Below are 18073 nucleotides of genomic sequence, written 5' to 3'. Positions count from 1 at the left end.
GCGCCCGCGGCCCGCCGGTGCCATCGTGGACGGATGGAACCTGGGCAGACGGAACCTGGGCAGGCGCTCGCGCATCGGCGTCGTGTCGCTCGCCGCACGACGACGGCGGCGCTCGCCGTCGTCGCCCTCGCGCTGCTGGCGGCGTGCGCGGCGGGGCCCAACCCGGGCGTCGACACGTCGACGATCGGCGGCGCCGGACCCTACGGGTTCTGGTGGGGCCTGTGGCAGGGGATGATCCTGCCGGTCACGTTCGTCGTCTCACTGTTCACGGACTCCGTGTCGGTGTACGAGGTGCACAACAACGGCAACTGGTACGACGTCGGGTACGTCCTCGGGATCTCGCTCGTCTTCGGCGGGCCGCTCGGCGCGCGCCGCGCCCGGCACTGAGGCGGCACCGAAACGTCACCGAAACGGCACTGAGCGGGCCGGGCCGAGGCCCGGGTCAGCCCTCTGCCAGGGCGTACTCGTGCGCGGCGCGGGCGATGTTGCGCTGCATCCCACCGAACACGATCCCGTGGAACGGGCTGATCGCCCACCAGTACAGCTGCCCGGGCAGCCCGCGCGGGGAGAAGATCGCGCGCTGCCGGAACACGGGCCGCGCGCCCGGCCCGTCCTCGACGGACAGCTCCAGCCAGGCCAGGCCCGGCAGGCGCATCTCGGCCCGCAGCCGCAGGAGCCGGCCGGGGACGACCTTCTCCACCCGCCACCAGTCGAGCGCGTCGCCGGGCTCCAGGCGCTGCGGGTGCCGGCGCCCGCGGCGCAGCCCGGGCCCGCCGAAGAGGCGGTCGAGCAGGCCGCGGGCCACCCAGCCGAGGCGCCACGAGTACCAGCCGTGGGCGCCGCCGATGCCCTCGATCACGGACCACAGCGACTCCGGCGTCGTGTCCACCTCGCGCGACCGGTCGTCGACGAGCAGGCTGCCGCCGGCCCAGTCCGGGTCGTCGGGCAGCGGGTCGGACGGCGCGCCGCGCGTCGACGCCGAGGTCCAGCTGGTCCGGACGTCGAGGTCGCGGATCCGGGCCAGGGCCAGGGCCACCGCGTCGTCGAACCCGACGAGCCCCTCGGGCGGGTCGGGCACGTGGGCCGCGATGTCGTGGTCGCGCGCGACCACCTCGTGCACCAGCGAGCCGACGAGCGGGCGCGCGATCGCCGGCGGCACCGGGGTGACGAGGCCGACCCACAGGCTCGCGAGCCGCGGGGTCAGCACGGGGACGGCACCGATCACCCGGGGCCGCAGCCCGGCGACGGCGGCGTAGCGCTGCATCATCCGGCGGTAGGTCAGCACGTCCGGCCCGCCGATGTCGAAGCCGCGGCTGACGTCGGCGGGGATCGCCGCCGCCCCGACGAGGTAGCGCAGCACGTCGCGCACGGCGATCGGCTGGATGCGGTTGTCGATCCAGCGCGGGGCCACCATCACGGGCAGCCGCTCGGTGAGGTAGCGCATCATCTCGAACGACGCGCTCCCGGAGCCGAGGATCACCGCGGCGCGCAGCACGACGGTCGGGACGTCGCCGTCGAGCAGGATCTCCTCCACCTCGCGGCGGGAGCGCAGGTGCGGCGACAGGTCGGGCGTGTCGGGGTAGAGGCCGCCCAGGTAGACGACGCGGTGCAGGCCGGCCTCGGCGGCCGCGTCCGCGAAGCCTCGGGCCGTGCGGCGGTCGGTGTCGGCGAAGCCCGCCCCGGCGCCGAGGGCGTGGATGAGGTAGTACGCCACCGTGACGCCGTCGAGGGCGCGCCGGAGGTCGTCGCGCTCCCCGGCGTCGCCGGCCACCACGTCGACGTCGTCGGCCCAGGAGCGTGCGGCGAGGCGCTCGGGGTGGCGGGCGAGCACGCGCACCCGGTAGCCCGCGGCGAGCAGCTCGGGCACGAGCCGTCCGCCGATGTAGCCGGTGGCCCCGGTGACCAGCACGAGCGGACCTTCGGTCGTCATGAGCAGCCCCTCGCGTCGTCGGTCGCGCGTCGTCCCCTCGCGGTAAGATCACTAGCCAGGCTAGCAATATCTGCCGGGCGATGGCAGGGTGGAAGGGTGCCGCGGTCGATCGTCCGTGGACGTGCCGGACGCGGGAGGAGGACCGGATGGGTGACGCGACGGCCGCCCCGCGGCTGCAGCAGGTCGTGGTGACGGTGAGCCTGGTGGTGTGCGTGGTGGGGTCGATGATCGGCGTCGGCGTCTTCGGCGGTACCCGGGTCGAGGAAGCCGCGGGCGGTGCCCTCGCCGCCGACGCGACGCTCGTCGCCCCGGCGTCCCCGGCCTTCTCGATCTGGACCGTCATCTACCTGGGGCTGGCGGGGTACACGGTGTTCCAGTGGCTGCCCGCCCACGCCGCCGACGAGCGGCAGCGTCGGCTGCGCCTCCCGGTCGCGGCGACCATGCTGCTCAACGCGGCCTGGATCCTCGTCGTCCAGGCGGGGGTGCTGTGGGGGAGCGTGCTGGTCATCGCGGTGCTCCTCGCCCTGCTGGCCCGCACGTTCCTGCTCCTGGTCCGGACGCCGCCGAGCGGGCTCGCGGAACGCGTGCTCGTGGACGGCACCCTCGGCCTCTACCTCGGCTGGGTCTGCGTGGCCACCGTCGCGAACGTGGCGGCGGCGCTCGCGGCCTCCGGGTTCGACGGCGGCGCGGTGGCGGACTGGTGGGCCGTGGGGGTCCTCGCGGTGGTCGCCGGGATCGGTGTCGCCCTCGCCGTGCGCGGCCGGGGCCGGCTCGCCGTCGCGGCGGCGATCGCGTGGGGGCTGGCCTGGGTGGCCGTCGCCCGTGCACAGGGCGACCCCGCCTCGGCGCCGGCCGCCGCCAGCGCCGTGGCCGCGGCCGTCGTCGTGCTCGGCGCGGCGGTGGTGCTGCGGCTGCGGGCCCTCCGCGGGCGGGACGCCGCGGGGTCGGCGGCATGACCGGGCCCGACACGGCGGCCGAGGTCGCCGACCACGTGATCCTGCTCGACGACGACGGGTCGCCGCGCGGGGTCGCTCCGCGCGCGACCGTGCACACCCGGGACACCCCGCTGCACCTGGGCTTCTCCTGCTACCTGTTCCGCCCGGACGGGCGGCTCCTGGTCACGCGCCGCGCGTTGTCGAAGCGGACGTGGCCGGGCGTCTGGACGAACTCGTTCTGCGGGCACCCCCGGCGGGGCGAGTCGCTGGGGCAGGCCGTCCTGCGGCACGGCCGGCACGAGCTCGGCCTGGACGTCGTGACCGACGGCGTGCCTGTGCTGCCGACGTTCCGCTACCGCGCCGTGGACGCGGGCGGCGTCGTCGAGAACGAGATCTGCCCCGTGCTGGTCGCGACGGTCGACCGCGACCCCGAGCCGAACCCCGACGAGGTGGCGGACTGGCGGTGGGTGCGCCCGGACGAGGTCGAGGCGCTGGTCGGCGTCGCGCCCTGGGCGGTGAGCCCGTGGATGGTGGCGCAGGTGCCCGAGCTGACCGCGGCGGGCTGGGCCGCGCCGCCCGGGCGATAGCCGGGGGGTCAGGCGGACGCGGGCGTGTCGCCCACCACGGTGCCCGCGACGTCGTCGGGCTCCCGCTCGGCCTCGGCCGCCATGGCGAGGAGGAAGGTGCGCAACGCCGGGCGGGAGCGCGCCGGGACCGCCCGTGCGATCTCGAGCATGCGGGCGTGGACGGGGGCGAGGCGCTCGCGCACCTCGGCGTGGGCGGCGTCGGAGGCGACGACGACCACCGAGCGGCGGTCCGACGGGTGCGGGCGGCGCTCCAGGTGGCCCGAGTCCACGAGGCGGTCGAGCAGCTTCGTGGTGGAGGCGGTCGAGATCGACAGGTACTCCGCGAGCTCGCGCGGCGTCACCGCGTCTCCGTGCTGCTCGCGGGCGATGACGAGCTGGAGGGCGCGCAGGTCGGTGAGGTTCATCTTCATGTCGCGGCCGGCGCGCCGGCGCATGGCCTCGTCCGCGCGGCGGAACGTCCGCAGCGCCTCGAGGATGCTGCGCGCCTCCGTGTCCGACTCCCCGAACCAGTAGGAGGAGCCCTCCGTGGGTTCCTGGGTCACGCGCCCCATCCTAGCGACAAGACGTCCGGCTAGTATCTTGCTAGGCTAACTAAACGCCGAGCAAGGAGGTGGGGCCGTGCAGCACCCGTCGCACGACACCGGTGACCCGGTGGGCCGGGTCGTCGAGGATGCCGTCGGTCGGCTGCTCGCCGCCGGCGACCGTCCGGACGACACCCGGCTGTGGGAGTCCGTGCGCGCGACGAGCGGCGGCGGCAAGCTGCTGCGGCCGCGGATCCTGATCGACGCCTACGACGCGCTGGCCGGCGCGGCGCCGCCCGAGCCGCGGGACGTCGCCGTGCGCGTCGCGGCCGCCCTCGAGCTGCTCCACCAGGCGTTCCTCGCGCACGACGACGTGATCGACGGCGACGAGACCCGGCGCGGGCGCCCCAACGTCGTCGGCCTGCACGCCGCGCGAGCCCGCGAACGCGGCGCCGGCGCGGACCGGGCGCGGGGCTACGGCGCCGCGGCCGGCATCCTGGCCGGCGACCTCGCTCTCGTCGCCGCCGTGCGGGCCGTCGCGCTGTGCGGGGCGGCCCCGGCGACCGCCGAGCGGCTGCTCGACGCCGTCGACGAGACCCTGCACCTCACCGCCGACGGCGAGCTCGCCGACGTCCGGCTCAGCCTCGGGCCGTGCGCCGACCTCGACGAGGTGCTGCGCACGGCCGAGCGCAAGACGGCGGCGTACTCGTTCCAGCTCCCGCTGCGGGCCGCCGTGGTGCTCGCCGGCCGTGACGACCTGGAGCCCGGCGTCCTGCGCCTGGGCCGCGCCCTGGGCCTCGCCTTCCAGCTCCGCGACGACCTCGACGGCGTCTTCGGCGACCCCGAGGTGACGGGCAAGAGCAACGCCTCGGACCTGCGCGAGGGCAAGTGCACCGCGCTCGTCGCGCTCGCCCGCGGCACGTGGGCGTGGGGCGAGCTCGACGCCGTCCTCGGCGACCGCGACGCCCGCGAGCCGGAGCTGCGGCGCGCCCGCGAGCTGCTCGCGGCGTGCGGGGCCCGCGCCGCCGTCGAGACCCTCGCGGCGGACCTCGAGGCCGAGGCGCTCGCCCTCGGGCGCGACCTCGGCCTGGGCGTCCTGGTGGAGCGCCTCGCCGGCACCGCCTCGCACGTGACGAGAGCCGCATGAGCGCCGCGACGGCCCCCACCGGGTCCGCGCCCGCCGGGACCGCACCTGCCGGGTCCGCGCCCGCCGGGTCCGCGCCCGCCGGGACCGCACTGACCAGGTCCGCCGCCCCCGCCGCCCCGGCCACGGGGCTGGTCGACCCGACCTACGACGCGGTCGCCGTGCGCAGCGCCGCGGTGGTGGTGCGCGCCTACTCGACCTCGTTCGGCTGGGCCTGCCGGCTGCTCGGCGACGACGTGCGCGACCACGTGCGCGGCGTCTACGCGCTGGTCCGGGTGGCCGACGAGATCGTCGACGACCCGCGACCCGGGCTGTCCGCCACCGAGCGCGGGGCCCTGCTGACCGAGCTCGAGCACGAGGTCGGGCGGGCGCGGGAGCGGGGACGCAGCAGCAACCTCGTGGTGCACGCGTTCGCCGGCACCGCGCGGCGGTTCGGGATCGGCGACGACCTCGTGGCGCCGTTCTTCGCGTCCATGCGGGCCGACCTCACGGTGTCCGCGCACGACGAGGCCAGCTTCGCGGCGTACGTGCACGGCTCGGCGGAGGTGGTCGGGCTGATGTGCCTGCGGGTGTTCGTCGCGGGCGACGACGCCGCGTACGACCGACTGGCGCCGGGCGCGGCCCGCCTCGGCGCGGCGTTCCAGAAGGTCAACTTCCTGCGCGACCTCGCCGAGGACGCGGACCTGCGGGGCCGGTCCTACTTCCCGGGGGTCGACGTCGACGCGTTCGGCGACGCCGACCGGGACCGGCTGCTCGCCGACATCGACGCCGACCTGGCCGTCGCGCGCGTCGCGATCGACGAGCTGCCGCGCAGCTCGCGGCGGGCCGTGCGCGTGGCGCACGACCTGTTCGCGGAGCTCTCCCGCCGGCTGGCGGCGACTCCCGCCGCCACGATCCGGCGCGAGCGCGTCCGGGTCCCCGGCCCGGTCAAGGCGCGGCTGGTGGCCAGGGCCCTCGCCTGGGACGCGGTCCGATGAGGGTCGTCGTCGTGGGCGCGGGGATCGCGGGGCTCGCGACGGCCGGGCTGCTCGCGCGCGAGGGGCACGACGTCGAGCTGCTCGAGCGGCACGACGCCCCCGGCGGGCGCGCGGGCTCGTGGGAGCGGTCCGGCTTCCGCTTCGACACCGGCCCGTCCTGGTACCTCATGCCCGAGGTCTTCGACCACTGGTTCCGCCTCATGGGGTCCAGCGCGGACCGCGAGCTCGACCTCGTCGGCCTCGACCCCGCCTACCGGGTCTTCTTCGAGGGGCACGGTGGCGCGGAGCGCCCGGAGCCGCTGGACGTCTCGCCCGACCGGGCGGCGAACGTCGCGGCCTTCGAGGCGGTCGAGCCGGGCGCGGGCGCGCGGCTGGACCGGTACCTCGACTCGGCGCACGACACCTACGCGCTGGCCCTGCGGCGCTTCCTGTACACGACGTTCGCGTCGTGGCGGCCGTTCGCGCACCGGGACGTCGTGTCGCGGCTGCACCGGTTGGGGCCGCTGCTGGGCCGGTCGCTCGGCTCGCGCGTCGCCGCGGACTTCCAGGACGTGCGGCTGCGCCAGGTGCTCGGCTACCCGGCGGTGTTCCTGGGCTCGTCCCCCGACCGGGCGCCGAGCCTCTACCACCTGATGAGCGCCCTCGATCTCGACGGCGGCGTGCGATACCCGCAGGGGGGGTTCGCACGCGTGGTCGACGCGGTCGCCGGGCTCGCGGTCGGCGCAGGCGTCACCCTGCGCACCCGCGCCCGGGCGACCGCGATCACGACCACGGCCGTCGGGACCGGCCCGGGGGCGGTACGGACCGGGCTCCCCATCCCCGGGCCCCGCCGTCCTCGGGCCGTGGTCACCGGGGTGAGCTGGGTGGACGAGGCCGGGCACGATCGTCACGCGCCCGCCGACGTCGTCGTCACCGCGGCCGACCTGCACCACGTCGAGCAGGATCTGCTGCCGCCCGGCCTGCGGGACCGGTCGCCGGGGTGGTGGGCGCGGCGCGACCCGGGCCCGGGGGGCGTGCTGGTGATGCTGGGCGTGCGCGGCCGCGTGCCGCAGCTCGCCCACCACTCGCTGTTCTTCACCGACGACTGGGACGCGAACTTCGGCGCCATCGCCGAGGGGCGCGTGCCCGACCCGGCGTCCGTGTACGTGTGCGCGCCGTCCCGCACCGACCCGACCGTGGCGCCGCCGGGGCACGAGAACCTGTTCCTGCTGGTGCCCGTGCCGGCCGACCCCGGCCTGGGCCGGGGCGGCGAGGACGGCGCGGGGGACCCCGCCGTCGAGCGCATCGCCGACGACGCGATCGACCGCGTCGCCGCGTGGGCGGGCGTGCCCGACCTGCGCGAGCGGGTCGTGGTGCGGCGCACCGTCGGCCCGGGCGACTTCGCCGCCGACCTGTCGTCGTGGTCGGGTGGGATGCTCGGTCCGGCGCACACGCTGCGCCAGAGCGCGATGTTCCGCGCCGGCAACCGGTCGCGGAGGGTCGCCGGGCTGCTCCACGCCGGAGGGTCGACCATCCCCGGCGTCGGCCTGCCCATGTGCCTCATCAGCGCCGAGCTCGCGGTGAAGCGGGTGCGCGGCGACACGACCGCCGACCCGCTCCCCGAGACCCGCCCGGCCCTCACCCCCCGGAAGTGATCGCCCTGCACTGGACCTCGTTCCTCTACCTCGCGCTGCTGCTCGGCGCGCTCGCGTGCATGGCCCTCGTGGACCGGCGCGCGCGCCTCGTCCTGTGGTCCGGGCGCCCGGCCCGCGGGGCCGTCGTCCTCGCCGTCGGCGCCCTCGCGTTCCTCGGGTGGGACCTCGCCGCGATCGCGGCGGGCTTCTACTCCCGCGGCGGTGCGGCCATGACCGGTGTCGAGCTGGCCCCCCACCTGCCGCTCGAGGAGCTCTTCTTCATCCTGTTCCTCTGCTACCTCACCCTCGTGCTGCACGGGCTCCTGCGACGGCTGCTGGCGCGCCGTGCCGTGGGTCGCGGCCCGTCGGCCGACCGCGCGGCGCTCCACGCCGTGCCCGACCTGCCCGGGGAGGGCCGATGACGTACGCGGGGCTTGCCGTGGTCGCGGTCGCCGTGGCGCTCGTCGTCGCGCTGGTCGCCACGCGGGTGCGGGGGCTCGGCACCCGCTGGTGGACGGCGACGGCGGTCGCCGCCGTCGTGCTCGCGGGGCTGACCGTCGTGTTCGACAGCCTCATGATCTCCGCCGACCTGTTCCGGTACGACGACGCGGCCCTCCTGGGCGTGCGGCTGTGGCTCGCGCCGGTCGAGGACCTCGCCTGGCCGGTCGTGGCGGCGCTCCTGCTGCCCGCGCTGTGGGCGCTGGCCGGCGACGACGAGCACGACGCCCGGCAGGGGGCCGACGCGTGACGGCGCCGGTGGCCGGCGGGCAGACGGCGGGGCCGGCGGCCGCGCTGCGGCAGGTGGTGGGGTCGTCGCGGCCGGTGAGCTGGATCAACACGGCGTACCCGTTCGCGGCGGCCTACCTGCTGGCGGGCGGCGCCGGGCGCATGGGCGTCGCGGAGCTGGTGGTCGGCACGCTCTACTTCCTTGTCCCGTACAACCTCCTGATGTACGGGCTCAACGACGTCTGGGACTACGAGTCCGACCTGCGCAACCCGCGCAAGGGCGGCATCGAGGGCGTGGTGCTGTCGCGGCGGTGGCACCGCCTCACCGTGCGCGCCGCCGTGCTCACGAACGTCCCGTTCCTCGTGTACCTCGTCGTGGTGGGGTCCGCGGCCTCGACCGCGGTGCTCGCGGTGAGCGTGTTCGCCGTCGTCGCCTACTCCGCGCCGGGGTTGCGGTTCAAGGAGCGCCCGGTGCTCGACTCGGCCACGTCGGCCACCCACTTCGTCAGCCCGGCGGCGTTCGGCCTCGCGCTGGCGGGCGGCGCCCTCACCGGCCCCGTGGTCGCGGTGCTCGCGGCGTTCTTCCTGTGGGGCATGGCGTCGCAGGCGTTCGGCGCGGTGCAGGACGTCGAGGCGGACCGCGCGGCCGGGATCGGCTCCGTGGCCACCTGGCTGGGCGCGGCCCGCACCGTGCGCGGGGCGATGGCGGCCTACGTCGCGGCCGGCGCCGTCCTGCTCCTGGCGGGCTGGCCCGCCGCGCTCGCGGCCGTCCTCGTCGTCCCGTACGTCGCGAGCATCGCGGGGTTCCGGAACCTGACCGACGACCGCTGCGAGGAGGCGCACGCCGGCTGGCGGCGCTTCCTGTGGCTCAACCTCGTCACCGGCTTCCTGGTGACCCAGCTGCTCATCGCCGTGAGCCTGGGGTGGCTCTGAGCGGCGGCCGAGGGCGGCGGGCCGGCGGCGCGCCGGATCACCGCGACACGCGCACCCACCGCACGAGCAGCCCGACGGCGAGCACCCCGGCGCCCGTGAGCACCGCGGCCGGCGGCAGCGTGGCGCACAGCGCCACGCAGCCGACCAGCCCCACGGCCTGGAGCGCCCGCGGGTAGCGGCGGTGCTCGCCGTCCTGCGTCCACGCGGCGGCGTTCGCCACCGCGTAGTAGGCGAGCACGCCGAACGAGGAGAACCCGATCGCGCCCCGCAGGTCCACCGTGAGCACCAGGGCGACGACGACGGCGGCGACCGCCACCTCGGCGCGGTGCGGCACCCGATACCGCGGGTGGACGGCGGCGAGGGGTCGCGGCAGGTCTCCCTCGCGCGCCATGGCGAGCGTCGTCCGGCCCACGCCCGCGACCAGGGCGAGCAGCGCTCCGAGGGACGCGGCCGCGGCCCCGACCCGCACGACGACGCCCGCCCACGGGGTGCCGGCGACCGCGGCGGCCAGCGGCGCGGGGGCCGCGGCCGTCCCGGCGAGGCCCAGCGCGGCGAGCAGCGTGACGGCCACGACCGCGTAGACCACGACGGCGCCGCCCAGCGCGCCGACGATCGCGCGGGGGATGGTGCGGGCCGGGTCGCGCACCTCCTCGCCGAGCGTCGCGACGCGCGCGTACCCGGCGAACGCGAAGAACAGCAGCCCGGCGGCCTGGAGCACGCCGTAGAGCCCCGCCCCGGTGCCCGCCGGGGTCGTCGCGACCAGGGTCGCCGTCGGGCCGAGGGCGTCCGCCGGCCCGCCGGCGAGGGCCACGGCGACGGTCACCGCCAGCGAGAGCAGCACCACGACGACGATCCACCGGGCGAGCCGCGCGGTGCGGGTCACGCCGCGGTAGTTGACGGCCGTCAGCGCGACGACGGCGAGCGCCGCCACGGGCCGTTCCCACCCGGGCGGGGCGGCGTAGGCGGCGAAGGTGAGCGCCATCGCCGCACAGCTCGCCGTCTTGCCGATGACGAACCCCCACCCGGCCAGGAACCCCCACCAGGGGCCCAGGCGCTCGCGGCCGTACACGTACGTGCCGCCCGAGGCCGGGTACTGCGCCGCGAGCTGCGCGGACGACGTCGCGTTGCCGTACGCGACGACGGCCGCCACGCCGAGGGCGACCAGCAGCGCGGCCCCCGTGCCGGTGGGCAGCACGGCCGCGGCGGCAGGGGAGAAGGCGGCGAAGACGCCGGCGCCGATCATCGACGAGAGGCCGATGACGACGGCGTCGGACGTGCCGAGGCGGCGGGCGAGCTGGGTCACGGACCGATCCTGCCGCACCCCGTTCCGGGGGAGGTCTTGCCGAGCGACTGAACACGTGTTTAGTGTTGAACATGCGTTCAGTCGATGCCGCACCCCAGGGGACGCCTGCCGGCCCCACCGAGGCTCGCGGGGCCGTCGCGCCGGCTCCCGACGGCAGCACGCGCGGCCGGATCCTCGACGCGGCCGTGCTGCGGTTCGCCCGGTCCGGCTTCGACGCGTCCGTCCGCAGCATCGCGGCGGACTCGGCGGTGAGCCCCGCGCTCGTCATCCACCACTTCGGCTCCAAGGACCGGCTCCGCGAGGCGTGCGACGCGCACGTGCTCGCCTGGATCGTGGAGGCCAAGCGGCAGAACATGACCAAGGCGACGTCGGGCCGCCTCTTCGAGGTGCTCGCGAACGCCGAGGGCTTCGCCCCCCTCGTGGGCTACGTGCTGCGGTCCCTGCAGTCGGGCGGCGCGGTGGGCAGGGCGTTCCTCGAGCACATGATCGAGGACGCGGAGACGTACACGGCGGAGGCGGTCGCCGACGGCATCGTGAAGCCGAGCCGGGACGAGCGGGCCCGCGTGCGCTACCTCGTGTACTCGTCGCTCGGCGCGATGTTGCTGTCGCTCACCATGAACCCGCCTGAGGACCCGGAGGACGTCAACGCCGCCGTCCGCACCTTCATGGACGACCTCTACCTCCCGATGCTCGAGCTCTACACCGAGGGCTTCCTCACCACCCGTCGCATGCTCGACGACTACCTCCTGTACGTGCCGGACCCGCCGGCCGGGGCGCCCGCCCCCACCGACGGAACCCCCCACCACGACGAAGAGGAACCATGACCACCACGGCTGCACCCACCCCCGGGCCCCGGGCCGCGTCCGCACCCGCGGTCGAGATCCACGACCTGCACAAGTCCTTCGGCTCCGTCCAGGCGCTGGACGGGCTGGACCTGACCGTCGAGGCCGGCCAGGTCGCCGGCTTCCTCGGCCCCAACGGCGCCGGGAAGTCCACCGCCATCCGCGTGCTGCTCGGCCTGCTGCGCGCCGACTCGGGCAGCGCCCGGCTGCTCGGGGGCGACCCCTGGCGCGACGCCGTCGCGCTGCACCGCCGGCTGGCGTACGTGCCCGGCGACGTGTCCCTGTGGCCGAACCTCACCGGCGGCGAGGCGATCGACTACCTCGCCCGCCTGCGCGGCAGGCCCGACAAGAGGCGCAAGGCCGAGCTGCTGGAGCGGTTCGAGCTCGACCCCACGAAGAAGGCACGCACCTACTCCAAGGGCAACCGCCAGAAGGTCGCGCTCGTCGCGGCCCTGGTCTCCCAGGTCGACCTGCTCGTGCTCGACGAGCCGACGTCGGGCCTCGACCCCCTCATGGAGGCCGTGTTCACCGAGCACGTGCGCGAGGCCAAGGCGGCGGGCACCTCCGTGCTGCTGTCGAGCCACATCCTGTCCGAGGTCGAGAAGGTCTGCGACACCGTGACGATCATCCGCAACGGCCGCGCCGTGGAGTCGGGCACCCTCGACGACCTGCGGCACCTCACGCGCTCGGCCGTCACCGCCGTCGTCGACGGCGACCCGTCGGCGATCGCCGCGATGCCCGGCGTCCACGACCTGACGGCGACGCCGGACGGCACCGGCACCCGCGTGACGTTCGACGTCGACGACGCCGAGATGGGCCGGGTGCTGCCCGCCGTCAGCGCGCTCGGCGTGCACTCCTTCGCCGCGCAGCCGCCGTCGCTGGAGGAGCTTTTCATGCGGCACTACGGCGACGAGCTCGCGGCCGACGGCGTGCCGGTCGGCGACCCCGGCAAGAGCGGTGGGCGCAGCAAGGCGGGCGCACGATGAGCGCCGTCACCGCGGCGCCGCCGCTGGCGGCCCCCCGCGCCCGCGGCGGCACCACCCTCAGCGGCACGTGGAGCCTGGTGCGGTTCATCCTGCGCCGCGACCGGGTGCGCCTCCTCGTGTGGTCGCTGGCCGTCCCCCTGCTCTACCTCGCCTCCCTGGCCGAGTACACGACGATGGCGGACGACCCGGAGGGCATGCAGGCCCGCGCCGCCCTGGTGCAGACGCCTGCCATGGTGTCCATGACCGGCCCCGGCTACGGCACCGACCACTACACCGTGGGTGCCGCCGTCTCCAACGAGCTGGTGCTGTGGATGGTGCTCACGCTCGCCGTCATGAGCATCCTCCAGGTGGTGCGGCACACCCGCGCCGAGGAGGAGTCGAGCCGGGCGGAGCTGGTGCGCGCGGCCGCGGTCGGCCGGCACGCCCCGGTGGTGTCCGCGCTGGTCGTCGTGCTCCTGGTGAACCTCGTGGTCGCGGCCCTGTCCACGGCGGTCCTCGTCGGGAACGGGCTCAAGCCGGTCGACTCCGTGGCGATGTCCCTGGGCGTCGCCCTGAGCGCGATGACCTTCGGCGCGATCGCGCTCGTCGCGGCCCAGGTGACCGAGCACTCCCGCGGCGCCACCGGGCTGTCGATGGCGGCGCTCGGCGCGGCGTTCACGCTGCGCACGATCGGGGACATGCAGGAGCAGCACGGCAGCTGGGTCTCGTGGCTGTCCCCGATCGCGTGGGCGCAGCAGATGCGCGCCTACGTCGACCTGCGCTGGTGGCCCGCAGCCCTCGCCGTCGTGGCCATCGCGGTACTGCTGGTCCTCGCGTCGGCGCTGGCCTCGCGCCGTGACTTCGGCGCCGGGCTGGTGCCCGACCGCCCCGGCCGGGCCGACGCCCTGCCGAGCCTGCGCGGGCCGTCGGCCCTCGTGTGGGTGCAGCAGCGGATGGCCCTGCTGTGGACGGCGCTCGGGCTGGCGCTGATGTGGTTCGCCACCGGCACGATCGTCGACCAGGTCGGGTCGATGACCGAGTCGCTCGCCGACAACCCCGTGTACGCGAGCCTGCTGGGCAGCGGCGAGGTGACCCAGGCGTTCGTCGGCATCATCGTGCTATACGCGGCGCTCGGGGCGGCCGCCTACGGCATCGTCGCCGCCCTGCGGGCCAAGTCGGAGGAGGATGCCGGGCGCGTGGAGTACGCCCTCGCGACGCCCGTCTCCCGCGGCCGCTGGCTCGGGGCGCACCTCGGCGTGACGTCCGCGGGCACCCTCGTGGTGCTGGTGACCGGGGTGCTCGGGCTGGCCGCCGGCGCGGTGGCGGCGGGCACCGACGAGGTGACCTTCGGCCAGGTCACGGAGGCCGGGCTGCTCTACCTGCCGGCGCTCGCCGTCTTCGTCGGACTCGCGGCGGCGCTGTTCGCGTGGGCGCCCCGGGCGACCTCGCTCGTGTGGCTCCTGCTCGAGTACACGATCCTCGTCTCGCTGTTCGCCGACCTCTTCCACCTGCCGGACTGGGCGCGGAGGATCTCGCCGTTCTGGTGGGTGCCCGACCCGCTCACCGGCGCCGTCGACCTGGGCCCCGTCGCCGGGCTGTGCGCCGTCGCGCTGGTGCTGGTCGTGCTGGCGTTCGTCGGCTTCCGCCGGCGCGACGTCGCGACGAGGTAGCGCCCACCCGCGAGCTGTCAGGACCAGCGCGCCGTATACCGGGCGCCGGCCCTGACAACTCGCGGGGCGGGTTAGCGTGGTCGGCCGTGAGCACCCCCACGGATCCCGGCACGACGGCGAGCGAGCGACCCGGCACGGGCCACGACGGTCAGCTCGCGCACGGACTTCGCACCCGCCACCTGACGATGATGGGCCTCGGCTCCGCGATCGGGGCGGGCCTGTTCCTGGGCGCGGGCGTCGGCGTCGCGACGGCCGGCCCCGCCGTCCTGGTCAGCTACGCCATCGCGGGCGCGCTCGTCGTCCTGGTCATGCGCATGCTCGCCGAGATGGCGTCCGCGCTCCCCGCGTCCGGCTCGTTCTCCGTCTACGCGGAGGCAGCGCTGGGCCGCTGGGCCGGGTTCCTGCTGGGCTGGCTGTACTGGTTCACGCTGATCATGGTGCTGGGCGTCGAGGTGACGGGTGTCGCCGGCATCGTGAGCGGCTGGTGGCCGGACGTGCCGCAGTGGGTGGTCGCGGCGGCCGTCGTGCTGGTGCTCGGGGGTATCAACCTCGTGGGCGTGCGGCAGTTCGGCGAGTCGGAGTTCTGGTTCGCGGCGATCAAGGTGGCCGCCATCCTCGCCTTCCTCGTGGTCGGCGCCCTCATCGTGGTGGGCGTGATCCCGGTGTCCGGCAGCGTGCTGGGCGACTGGGCCGCGCACGGCGGCTTCGCCCCCGCGGGCTGGGCGGGCGTCGCGGCCGGCCTGCTCACGGTCGTGTTCGCGTTCGGTGGCATCGAGATCGTCGCGATCGCCGCCGCCGAGGCGCGCGACCCGCGCACCGCCGTCGCCCGCGCCACCCGCACCATCGTGTGGCGGATCCTGCTGTTCTACGTCGGCTCGGTCGCGATCATCGTCGCGCTGATCCCCTGGGACGACGCCGCCGCCCTGGAGTCGCCGTTCGTCTCCGTGCTCCAGCTCGCCGGGTTCGACGGCGGGGCGCGGCTCATGGAGGTCGTCGTGGTGCTGGCGCTGCTCAGCGCCTTCAACGCGAACGTCTACGGCACGTCGCGCATGCTCTTCTCCCTGGGGCAGCGCCACGACGCGCCCGCCGCCACGACCCGGGTGTCGCGTCGCGACGTGCCGTGGGTGGCCGTCCTGGTGTCGGTGTTCTTCGGGGTCGTCGCCGTGCTGCTCAACTGGCTGCTGCCCGCGCAGATCCTCACGATCCTGCTCAACGCCGTCGGCTCCGCGCTGTTCGTCGTCTGGCTGCTCATCACGATCTCGCAGCTGCGCCTGCGTCCCCGCCTGGAGGCCGAGGCCGCGCGCTCCGGCGAGCCGCTGCGGCTGCGGATGTGGGGCTACCCGTACCTCACCTGGATCACCCTGGCGGCGCTGGTCGCGCTGGCCGGGCTCATGCTGTCCGACCCCGCGGCGCGCGCCCAGCTCGCCGCCACGGGCGGACTGGTCGTCGTGATCCTCGCCGTCTACGCCCTCACCCGCCGCGCACGGAGGGTGCGCGACTGACCGGTGCCCCGGGCCCTCAGGCCGGCCGGTCCGGCTTGGCCGGCCGGATGGTGGGCACGTCGCCGACGATCGGGATCGGGCGGCGGTGGAAGGGGAAGCCGTACCGGGTGACCAGCCCGGCGAGCGTCGTGACGCGGTTGCGCGGCCCGACGAGCGACATGATGTGCACGAACAGCCACACCAGCCAGGCGAGGCCGGCCGTGAGGCGCAGCTTCTTGGCGGTCACGGGCAGCGTGATCTCGGCGATCGCGGCGCGGCGTCCGATGACCGCCATCGTGCCCTTGTCGCGGTAGCGCAGCGGCTCGGTGGCGCGGCCCTCGAGCAGGGCGAGGATGTTGCGCGCCGCCAGCTGCCCGCCCTGGATGGCCGGCTGGGCGAGCTGCGGGAGCCAGTCGGGCGTCTCGGCGATGTCGCCGATCGCGAAGACTCCCGGCCGGTCCTCGACCTGCAGGTCCGGGCCGACGGCGATGCGCCCGCCCTTGCGGCGCGGCAGGTCCCAGTCGTCCACCTCGGGGTGCGGCCCCACGCCCGCGGACCACACGGTGAGGTCGGTCCGGAGGCGGGTGCCGTCGGTGAGCACGACCGCGTCGGGCTGCACCTCCGCGACGCCCGCGCCCAGGTGCAGCCTCACCCCGCGGTGCTCCAGCTCCTTCGCGGCGTACTCGCGCAGGCTCGGGTGGAACGCCTTGAGCAGCTCGGCGCCGCGCTGCACCACGGTGATCTCGAAGGCGTCGCCGTGGATCTCGGGGTAGGCGGGCGCGAGCCCGGCGGTGCGCAGCTCCGCGAGCGCCCCCGCCACCTCGACCCCGGTGGCACCGCCGCCCACGACGACGACGCGCAGGCCGTCGTCGGACCCGGGGGTGAACGCCGACCGCTCCAGCCTGATGAACAGCTGGTCGCGGATCCGCAGCGCCTGCGACCGCGAGTACATCCCGAACGCGTTCTCCTTGGCGCCGGGCGTGTCGAAGAAGTTCACGGTGACGCCGTTGGCCAGCACGAGGTAGTCGAACGAGATCGTCTCGTCGTTGGCGAGGCGGATCGTCCGGGCGTCGTGGTCCACGCCGACCAGGTGCTCGTGCTGCACCCGCAGGTTCTTCTGCTTGAGGCGCAGCCCTCGCAGCCAGTAGGTGACGTCGCCGGGGTTCAGCCCGCCGGTGGCCACCTGGTAGAGCAGCGGCTGGAACGTGTTGTACACGCGGCGCTCGACGAGCGTGACGCGGACGGGCGCCTTCGCGAGCGCCTTCACGACCGCGAGGCCGCCGAACCCTCCGCCGACGACCACGACATGGGGGAGGTTCTCGGTGCGTTCGCTCACGAGGACCACGGTAGGTGACCGGTGGCACGGCGGCCCGTCGCCGGCGGTGTGAGGTACGGACCGATCTCGGCCTGGTTGAATGCTGCCGTGCCCGAGCTCCTCGCCGTCTGCCGCGTGTTCGCCCTCCTGCCCGACGCCGGGACGGTGGGCGTCACGGCCATCGACAAGCGCCCCGTCGAGGGGCGCGTCAAGGCCCGCCCGTACGGGTTGTACGCGGACGTGCAGGCGGACCGCGCCAACCACGGCGGCCTCGACCAGGCGGTGTACGCGTACTCCCAGGAGGACGCGGAGGTGTGGGGCGCCGAGCTGGGTTACGAGGTCACGCCCGGGCTGTTCGGCGAGAACCTGCGCACGCGCGGCCTCGAGGTGAGCCGTGCCGTCGTCGGGGAGCAGTGGCGGATCGGCACGACCCTCCTGGAGGTGACGCAGCCCCGGGTGCCGTGCCAGACGTTCGCGCGCCGCCTCGACTCGCCCCCGCGCTGGGTGCGCCGGTTCACGCAGGCGAACCGGACCGGTGCCTACCTGCGCGTCGTCGAGAACGGCGACCTGGGCGCGGGTGACGCCGTCGAGGTGGTGCACCGGCCGGCGCACGGCGTCACCGCCGCCGACTGGTTCGGCGCGTACAACCGGCTCGACGGCGCGCCCGAGCTCGCGGACGTGGCGAAGGCGCTGATGGTCGCCCACGACGACGGCGACCTGCGGCTCAGCGACGAGATGCGGGAGCGGGCCGAGAAGGCCCTGGCCGGCTGACTCTGCTGACTCTGCTGACCCGCGGTGCCCGCGGGTATCCGCGGGTGGAGTCTCGACGCGCGACGCCCGGGCGCGTGGTGTCGGCGGCCGGGTCGTGGACGGGCGCCGCGGCACCTCGACGACGGGTGCGCCCGCTCCTCTTGTGGACCGCGCCGAGGGTCGCTACGCTCGAACACATGTTCGAAGACGACGGAGCTCACGCCGCCCCGCCCGCGGCCGGCCCCCGTGGTTCTCGGACGCCTGGCTCCGGTGCGGCCTGTGCCCAGGCCGCACCGGAGCGACACACGTCGCGGGCGCCCCCCCCCCCCCCCGGCCCCCCCCCGGGGGGGGGCCCCGCCCCCCCCCCCCCGGGCGCCGCCC

General features: G+C 75.6%; 18 protein-coding genes. 14 read left to right on the top strand and 4 right to left on the bottom strand.

What is annotated here, in order from left to right; genetic code table 11:
- Nucleotides 1–33: 33 nt before the first annotated feature.
- A complete protein-coding gene (locus ACH436_RS18475; RefSeq protein WP_430561664.1) occupies nucleotides 34–387 on the top strand; it encodes a hypothetical protein in 354 nt (117 codons plus the stop codon).
- Nucleotides 388–442: 55 nt separating this feature from the next.
- Here ACH436_RS18475 and ACH436_RS18470 read toward each other — a convergent pair whose 3' ends face one another.
- Nucleotides 443–1930 carry an SDR family oxidoreductase gene (locus ACH436_RS18470; protein WP_430561663.1) on the bottom strand — a complete coding sequence of 496 codons (1488 nt, stop codon included), beginning with the start codon at nucleotides 1928–1930 and terminating at the stop codon, nucleotides 443–445.
- Between the two features lie 146 nt (nucleotides 1931–2076).
- Between ACH436_RS18470 and ACH436_RS18465 the strand changes: the two genes are divergently transcribed.
- Complete coding sequence (locus ACH436_RS18465) at nucleotides 2077–2886, top strand: tryptophan-rich sensory protein (RefSeq protein WP_430561662.1); 810 nt, start codon at nucleotides 2077–2079, stop codon at nucleotides 2884–2886.
- Nucleotides 2883–3452 (top strand): isopentenyl-diphosphate Delta-isomerase, encoded by a 570-nt coding sequence (gene idi / locus ACH436_RS18460; RefSeq protein ID WP_430561661.1) that lies wholly within the window; start codon nucleotides 2883–2885, stop codon nucleotides 3450–3452. The genes ACH436_RS18465 and idi overlap by 4 nt, the downstream gene beginning before the upstream one ends.
- A gap of 8 nt (nucleotides 3453–3460) precedes the next feature.
- Here the strand turns inward: idi and ACH436_RS18455 are convergent, their stop codons facing one another.
- Complete coding sequence (locus ACH436_RS18455) at nucleotides 3461–3994, bottom strand: MarR family winged helix-turn-helix transcriptional regulator (RefSeq protein WP_430561660.1); 534 nt, start codon at nucleotides 3992–3994, stop codon at nucleotides 3461–3463.
- A gap of 76 nt (nucleotides 3995–4070) precedes the next feature.
- On the opposite strand from ACH436_RS18455, the gene ACH436_RS18450 reads away from it, so the two are divergent.
- The 6 genes from ACH436_RS18450 to ACH436_RS18425 are packed head-to-tail and all read left to right on the top strand — an operon-like array spanning nucleotide 4071 to nucleotide 9366.
- Nucleotides 4071–5120 (top strand): polyprenyl synthetase family protein, encoded by a 1050-nt coding sequence (locus ACH436_RS18450; RefSeq protein WP_430561659.1) that lies wholly within the window; start codon nucleotides 4071–4073, stop codon nucleotides 5118–5120.
- Nucleotides 5117–6094 (top strand): squalene/phytoene synthase family protein, encoded by a 978-nt coding sequence (locus ACH436_RS18445; RefSeq protein WP_430561658.1) that lies wholly within the window; start codon nucleotides 5117–5119, stop codon nucleotides 6092–6094. The genes ACH436_RS18450 and ACH436_RS18445 overlap by 4 nt, the downstream gene beginning before the upstream one ends.
- Nucleotides 6091–7728, top strand: a complete 1638-nt coding sequence (gene crtI / locus ACH436_RS18440; protein ID WP_430561657.1) for a phytoene desaturase family protein — start codon at nucleotides 6091–6093, stop codon at nucleotides 7726–7728. The genes ACH436_RS18445 and crtI overlap by 4 nt, the downstream gene beginning before the upstream one ends.
- Nucleotides 7725–8129, top strand: a complete 405-nt coding sequence (locus ACH436_RS18435) for a lycopene cyclase domain-containing protein (RefSeq protein WP_430561656.1) — start codon at nucleotides 7725–7727, stop codon at nucleotides 8127–8129. The genes crtI and ACH436_RS18435 overlap by 4 nt, the downstream gene beginning before the upstream one ends.
- Nucleotides 8126–8455, top strand: a complete 330-nt coding sequence (locus tag ACH436_RS18430; RefSeq protein ID WP_430561655.1) for a lycopene cyclase domain-containing protein — start codon at nucleotides 8126–8128, stop codon at nucleotides 8453–8455. Before ACH436_RS18435 ends, ACH436_RS18430 begins: the two co-directional genes overlap by 4 nt.
- Nucleotides 8452–9366 carry a prenyltransferase gene (locus ACH436_RS18425; RefSeq protein ID WP_430561654.1) on the top strand — a complete coding sequence of 305 codons (915 nt, stop codon included), beginning with the start codon at nucleotides 8452–8454 and terminating at the stop codon, nucleotides 9364–9366. Before ACH436_RS18430 ends, ACH436_RS18425 begins: the two co-directional genes overlap by 4 nt.
- A gap of 37 nt (nucleotides 9367–9403) precedes the next feature.
- Here the strand turns inward: ACH436_RS18425 and ACH436_RS18420 are convergent, their stop codons facing one another.
- Nucleotides 9404–10669, bottom strand: coding sequence for an APC family permease (locus ACH436_RS18420; RefSeq protein ID WP_430561653.1), 1266 nt, complete (start codon nucleotides 10667–10669; stop codon nucleotides 9404–9406).
- A gap of 71 nt (nucleotides 10670–10740) precedes the next feature.
- Between ACH436_RS18420 and ACH436_RS18415 the strand changes: the two genes are divergently transcribed.
- From ACH436_RS18415 to ACH436_RS18400, 4 genes are all read left to right on the top strand, one after another.
- Nucleotides 10741–11493: a TetR family transcriptional regulator gene (locus ACH436_RS18415; protein WP_430561652.1), complete on the top strand. Its 753-nt coding sequence runs from the start codon at nucleotides 10741–10743 to the stop codon at nucleotides 11491–11493.
- The gene (locus ACH436_RS18410; RefSeq protein WP_430561651.1) at nucleotides 11490–12497 is read left to right on the top strand and encodes an ATP-binding cassette domain-containing protein; all 1008 of its coding nucleotides are present in this window, start codon (nucleotides 11490–11492) and stop codon (nucleotides 12495–12497) included. Before ACH436_RS18415 ends, ACH436_RS18410 begins: the two co-directional genes overlap by 4 nt.
- Nucleotides 12494–14146 carry an ABC transporter permease gene (locus ACH436_RS18405; protein ID WP_430561650.1) on the top strand — a complete coding sequence of 551 codons (1653 nt, stop codon included), beginning with the start codon at nucleotides 12494–12496 and terminating at the stop codon, nucleotides 14144–14146. The genes ACH436_RS18410 and ACH436_RS18405 overlap by 4 nt, the downstream gene beginning before the upstream one ends.
- A gap of 86 nt (nucleotides 14147–14232) precedes the next feature.
- Nucleotides 14233–15648, top strand: coding sequence for an amino acid permease (locus ACH436_RS18400; protein ID WP_430561649.1), 1416 nt, complete (start codon nucleotides 14233–14235; stop codon nucleotides 15646–15648).
- 16 nt (nucleotides 15649–15664) lie between these two features.
- Here ACH436_RS18400 and ACH436_RS18395 read toward each other — a convergent pair whose 3' ends face one another.
- Complete coding sequence (locus tag ACH436_RS18395; RefSeq protein ID WP_430561648.1) at nucleotides 15665–16963, bottom strand: NAD(P)/FAD-dependent oxidoreductase; 1299 nt, start codon at nucleotides 16961–16963, stop codon at nucleotides 15665–15667.
- Nucleotides 16964–17050: 87 nt separating this feature from the next.
- Between ACH436_RS18395 and ACH436_RS18390 the strand changes: the two genes are divergently transcribed.
- Nucleotides 17051–17713 (top strand): MOSC domain-containing protein, encoded by a 663-nt coding sequence (locus ACH436_RS18390; RefSeq protein WP_430561647.1) that lies wholly within the window; start codon nucleotides 17051–17053, stop codon nucleotides 17711–17713.
- Nucleotides 17714–18073: the final 360 nt, after the last annotated feature.

Origin of the sequence: Isoptericola sp. NPDC019693 (genome assembly GCF_044389085.1) — a bacterium.
Lineage (GTDB): Bacteria > Actinomycetota > Actinomycetes > Actinomycetales > Cellulomonadaceae > Isoptericola.
This window is presented reverse-complemented; position numbering and strand designations above follow the sequence as displayed.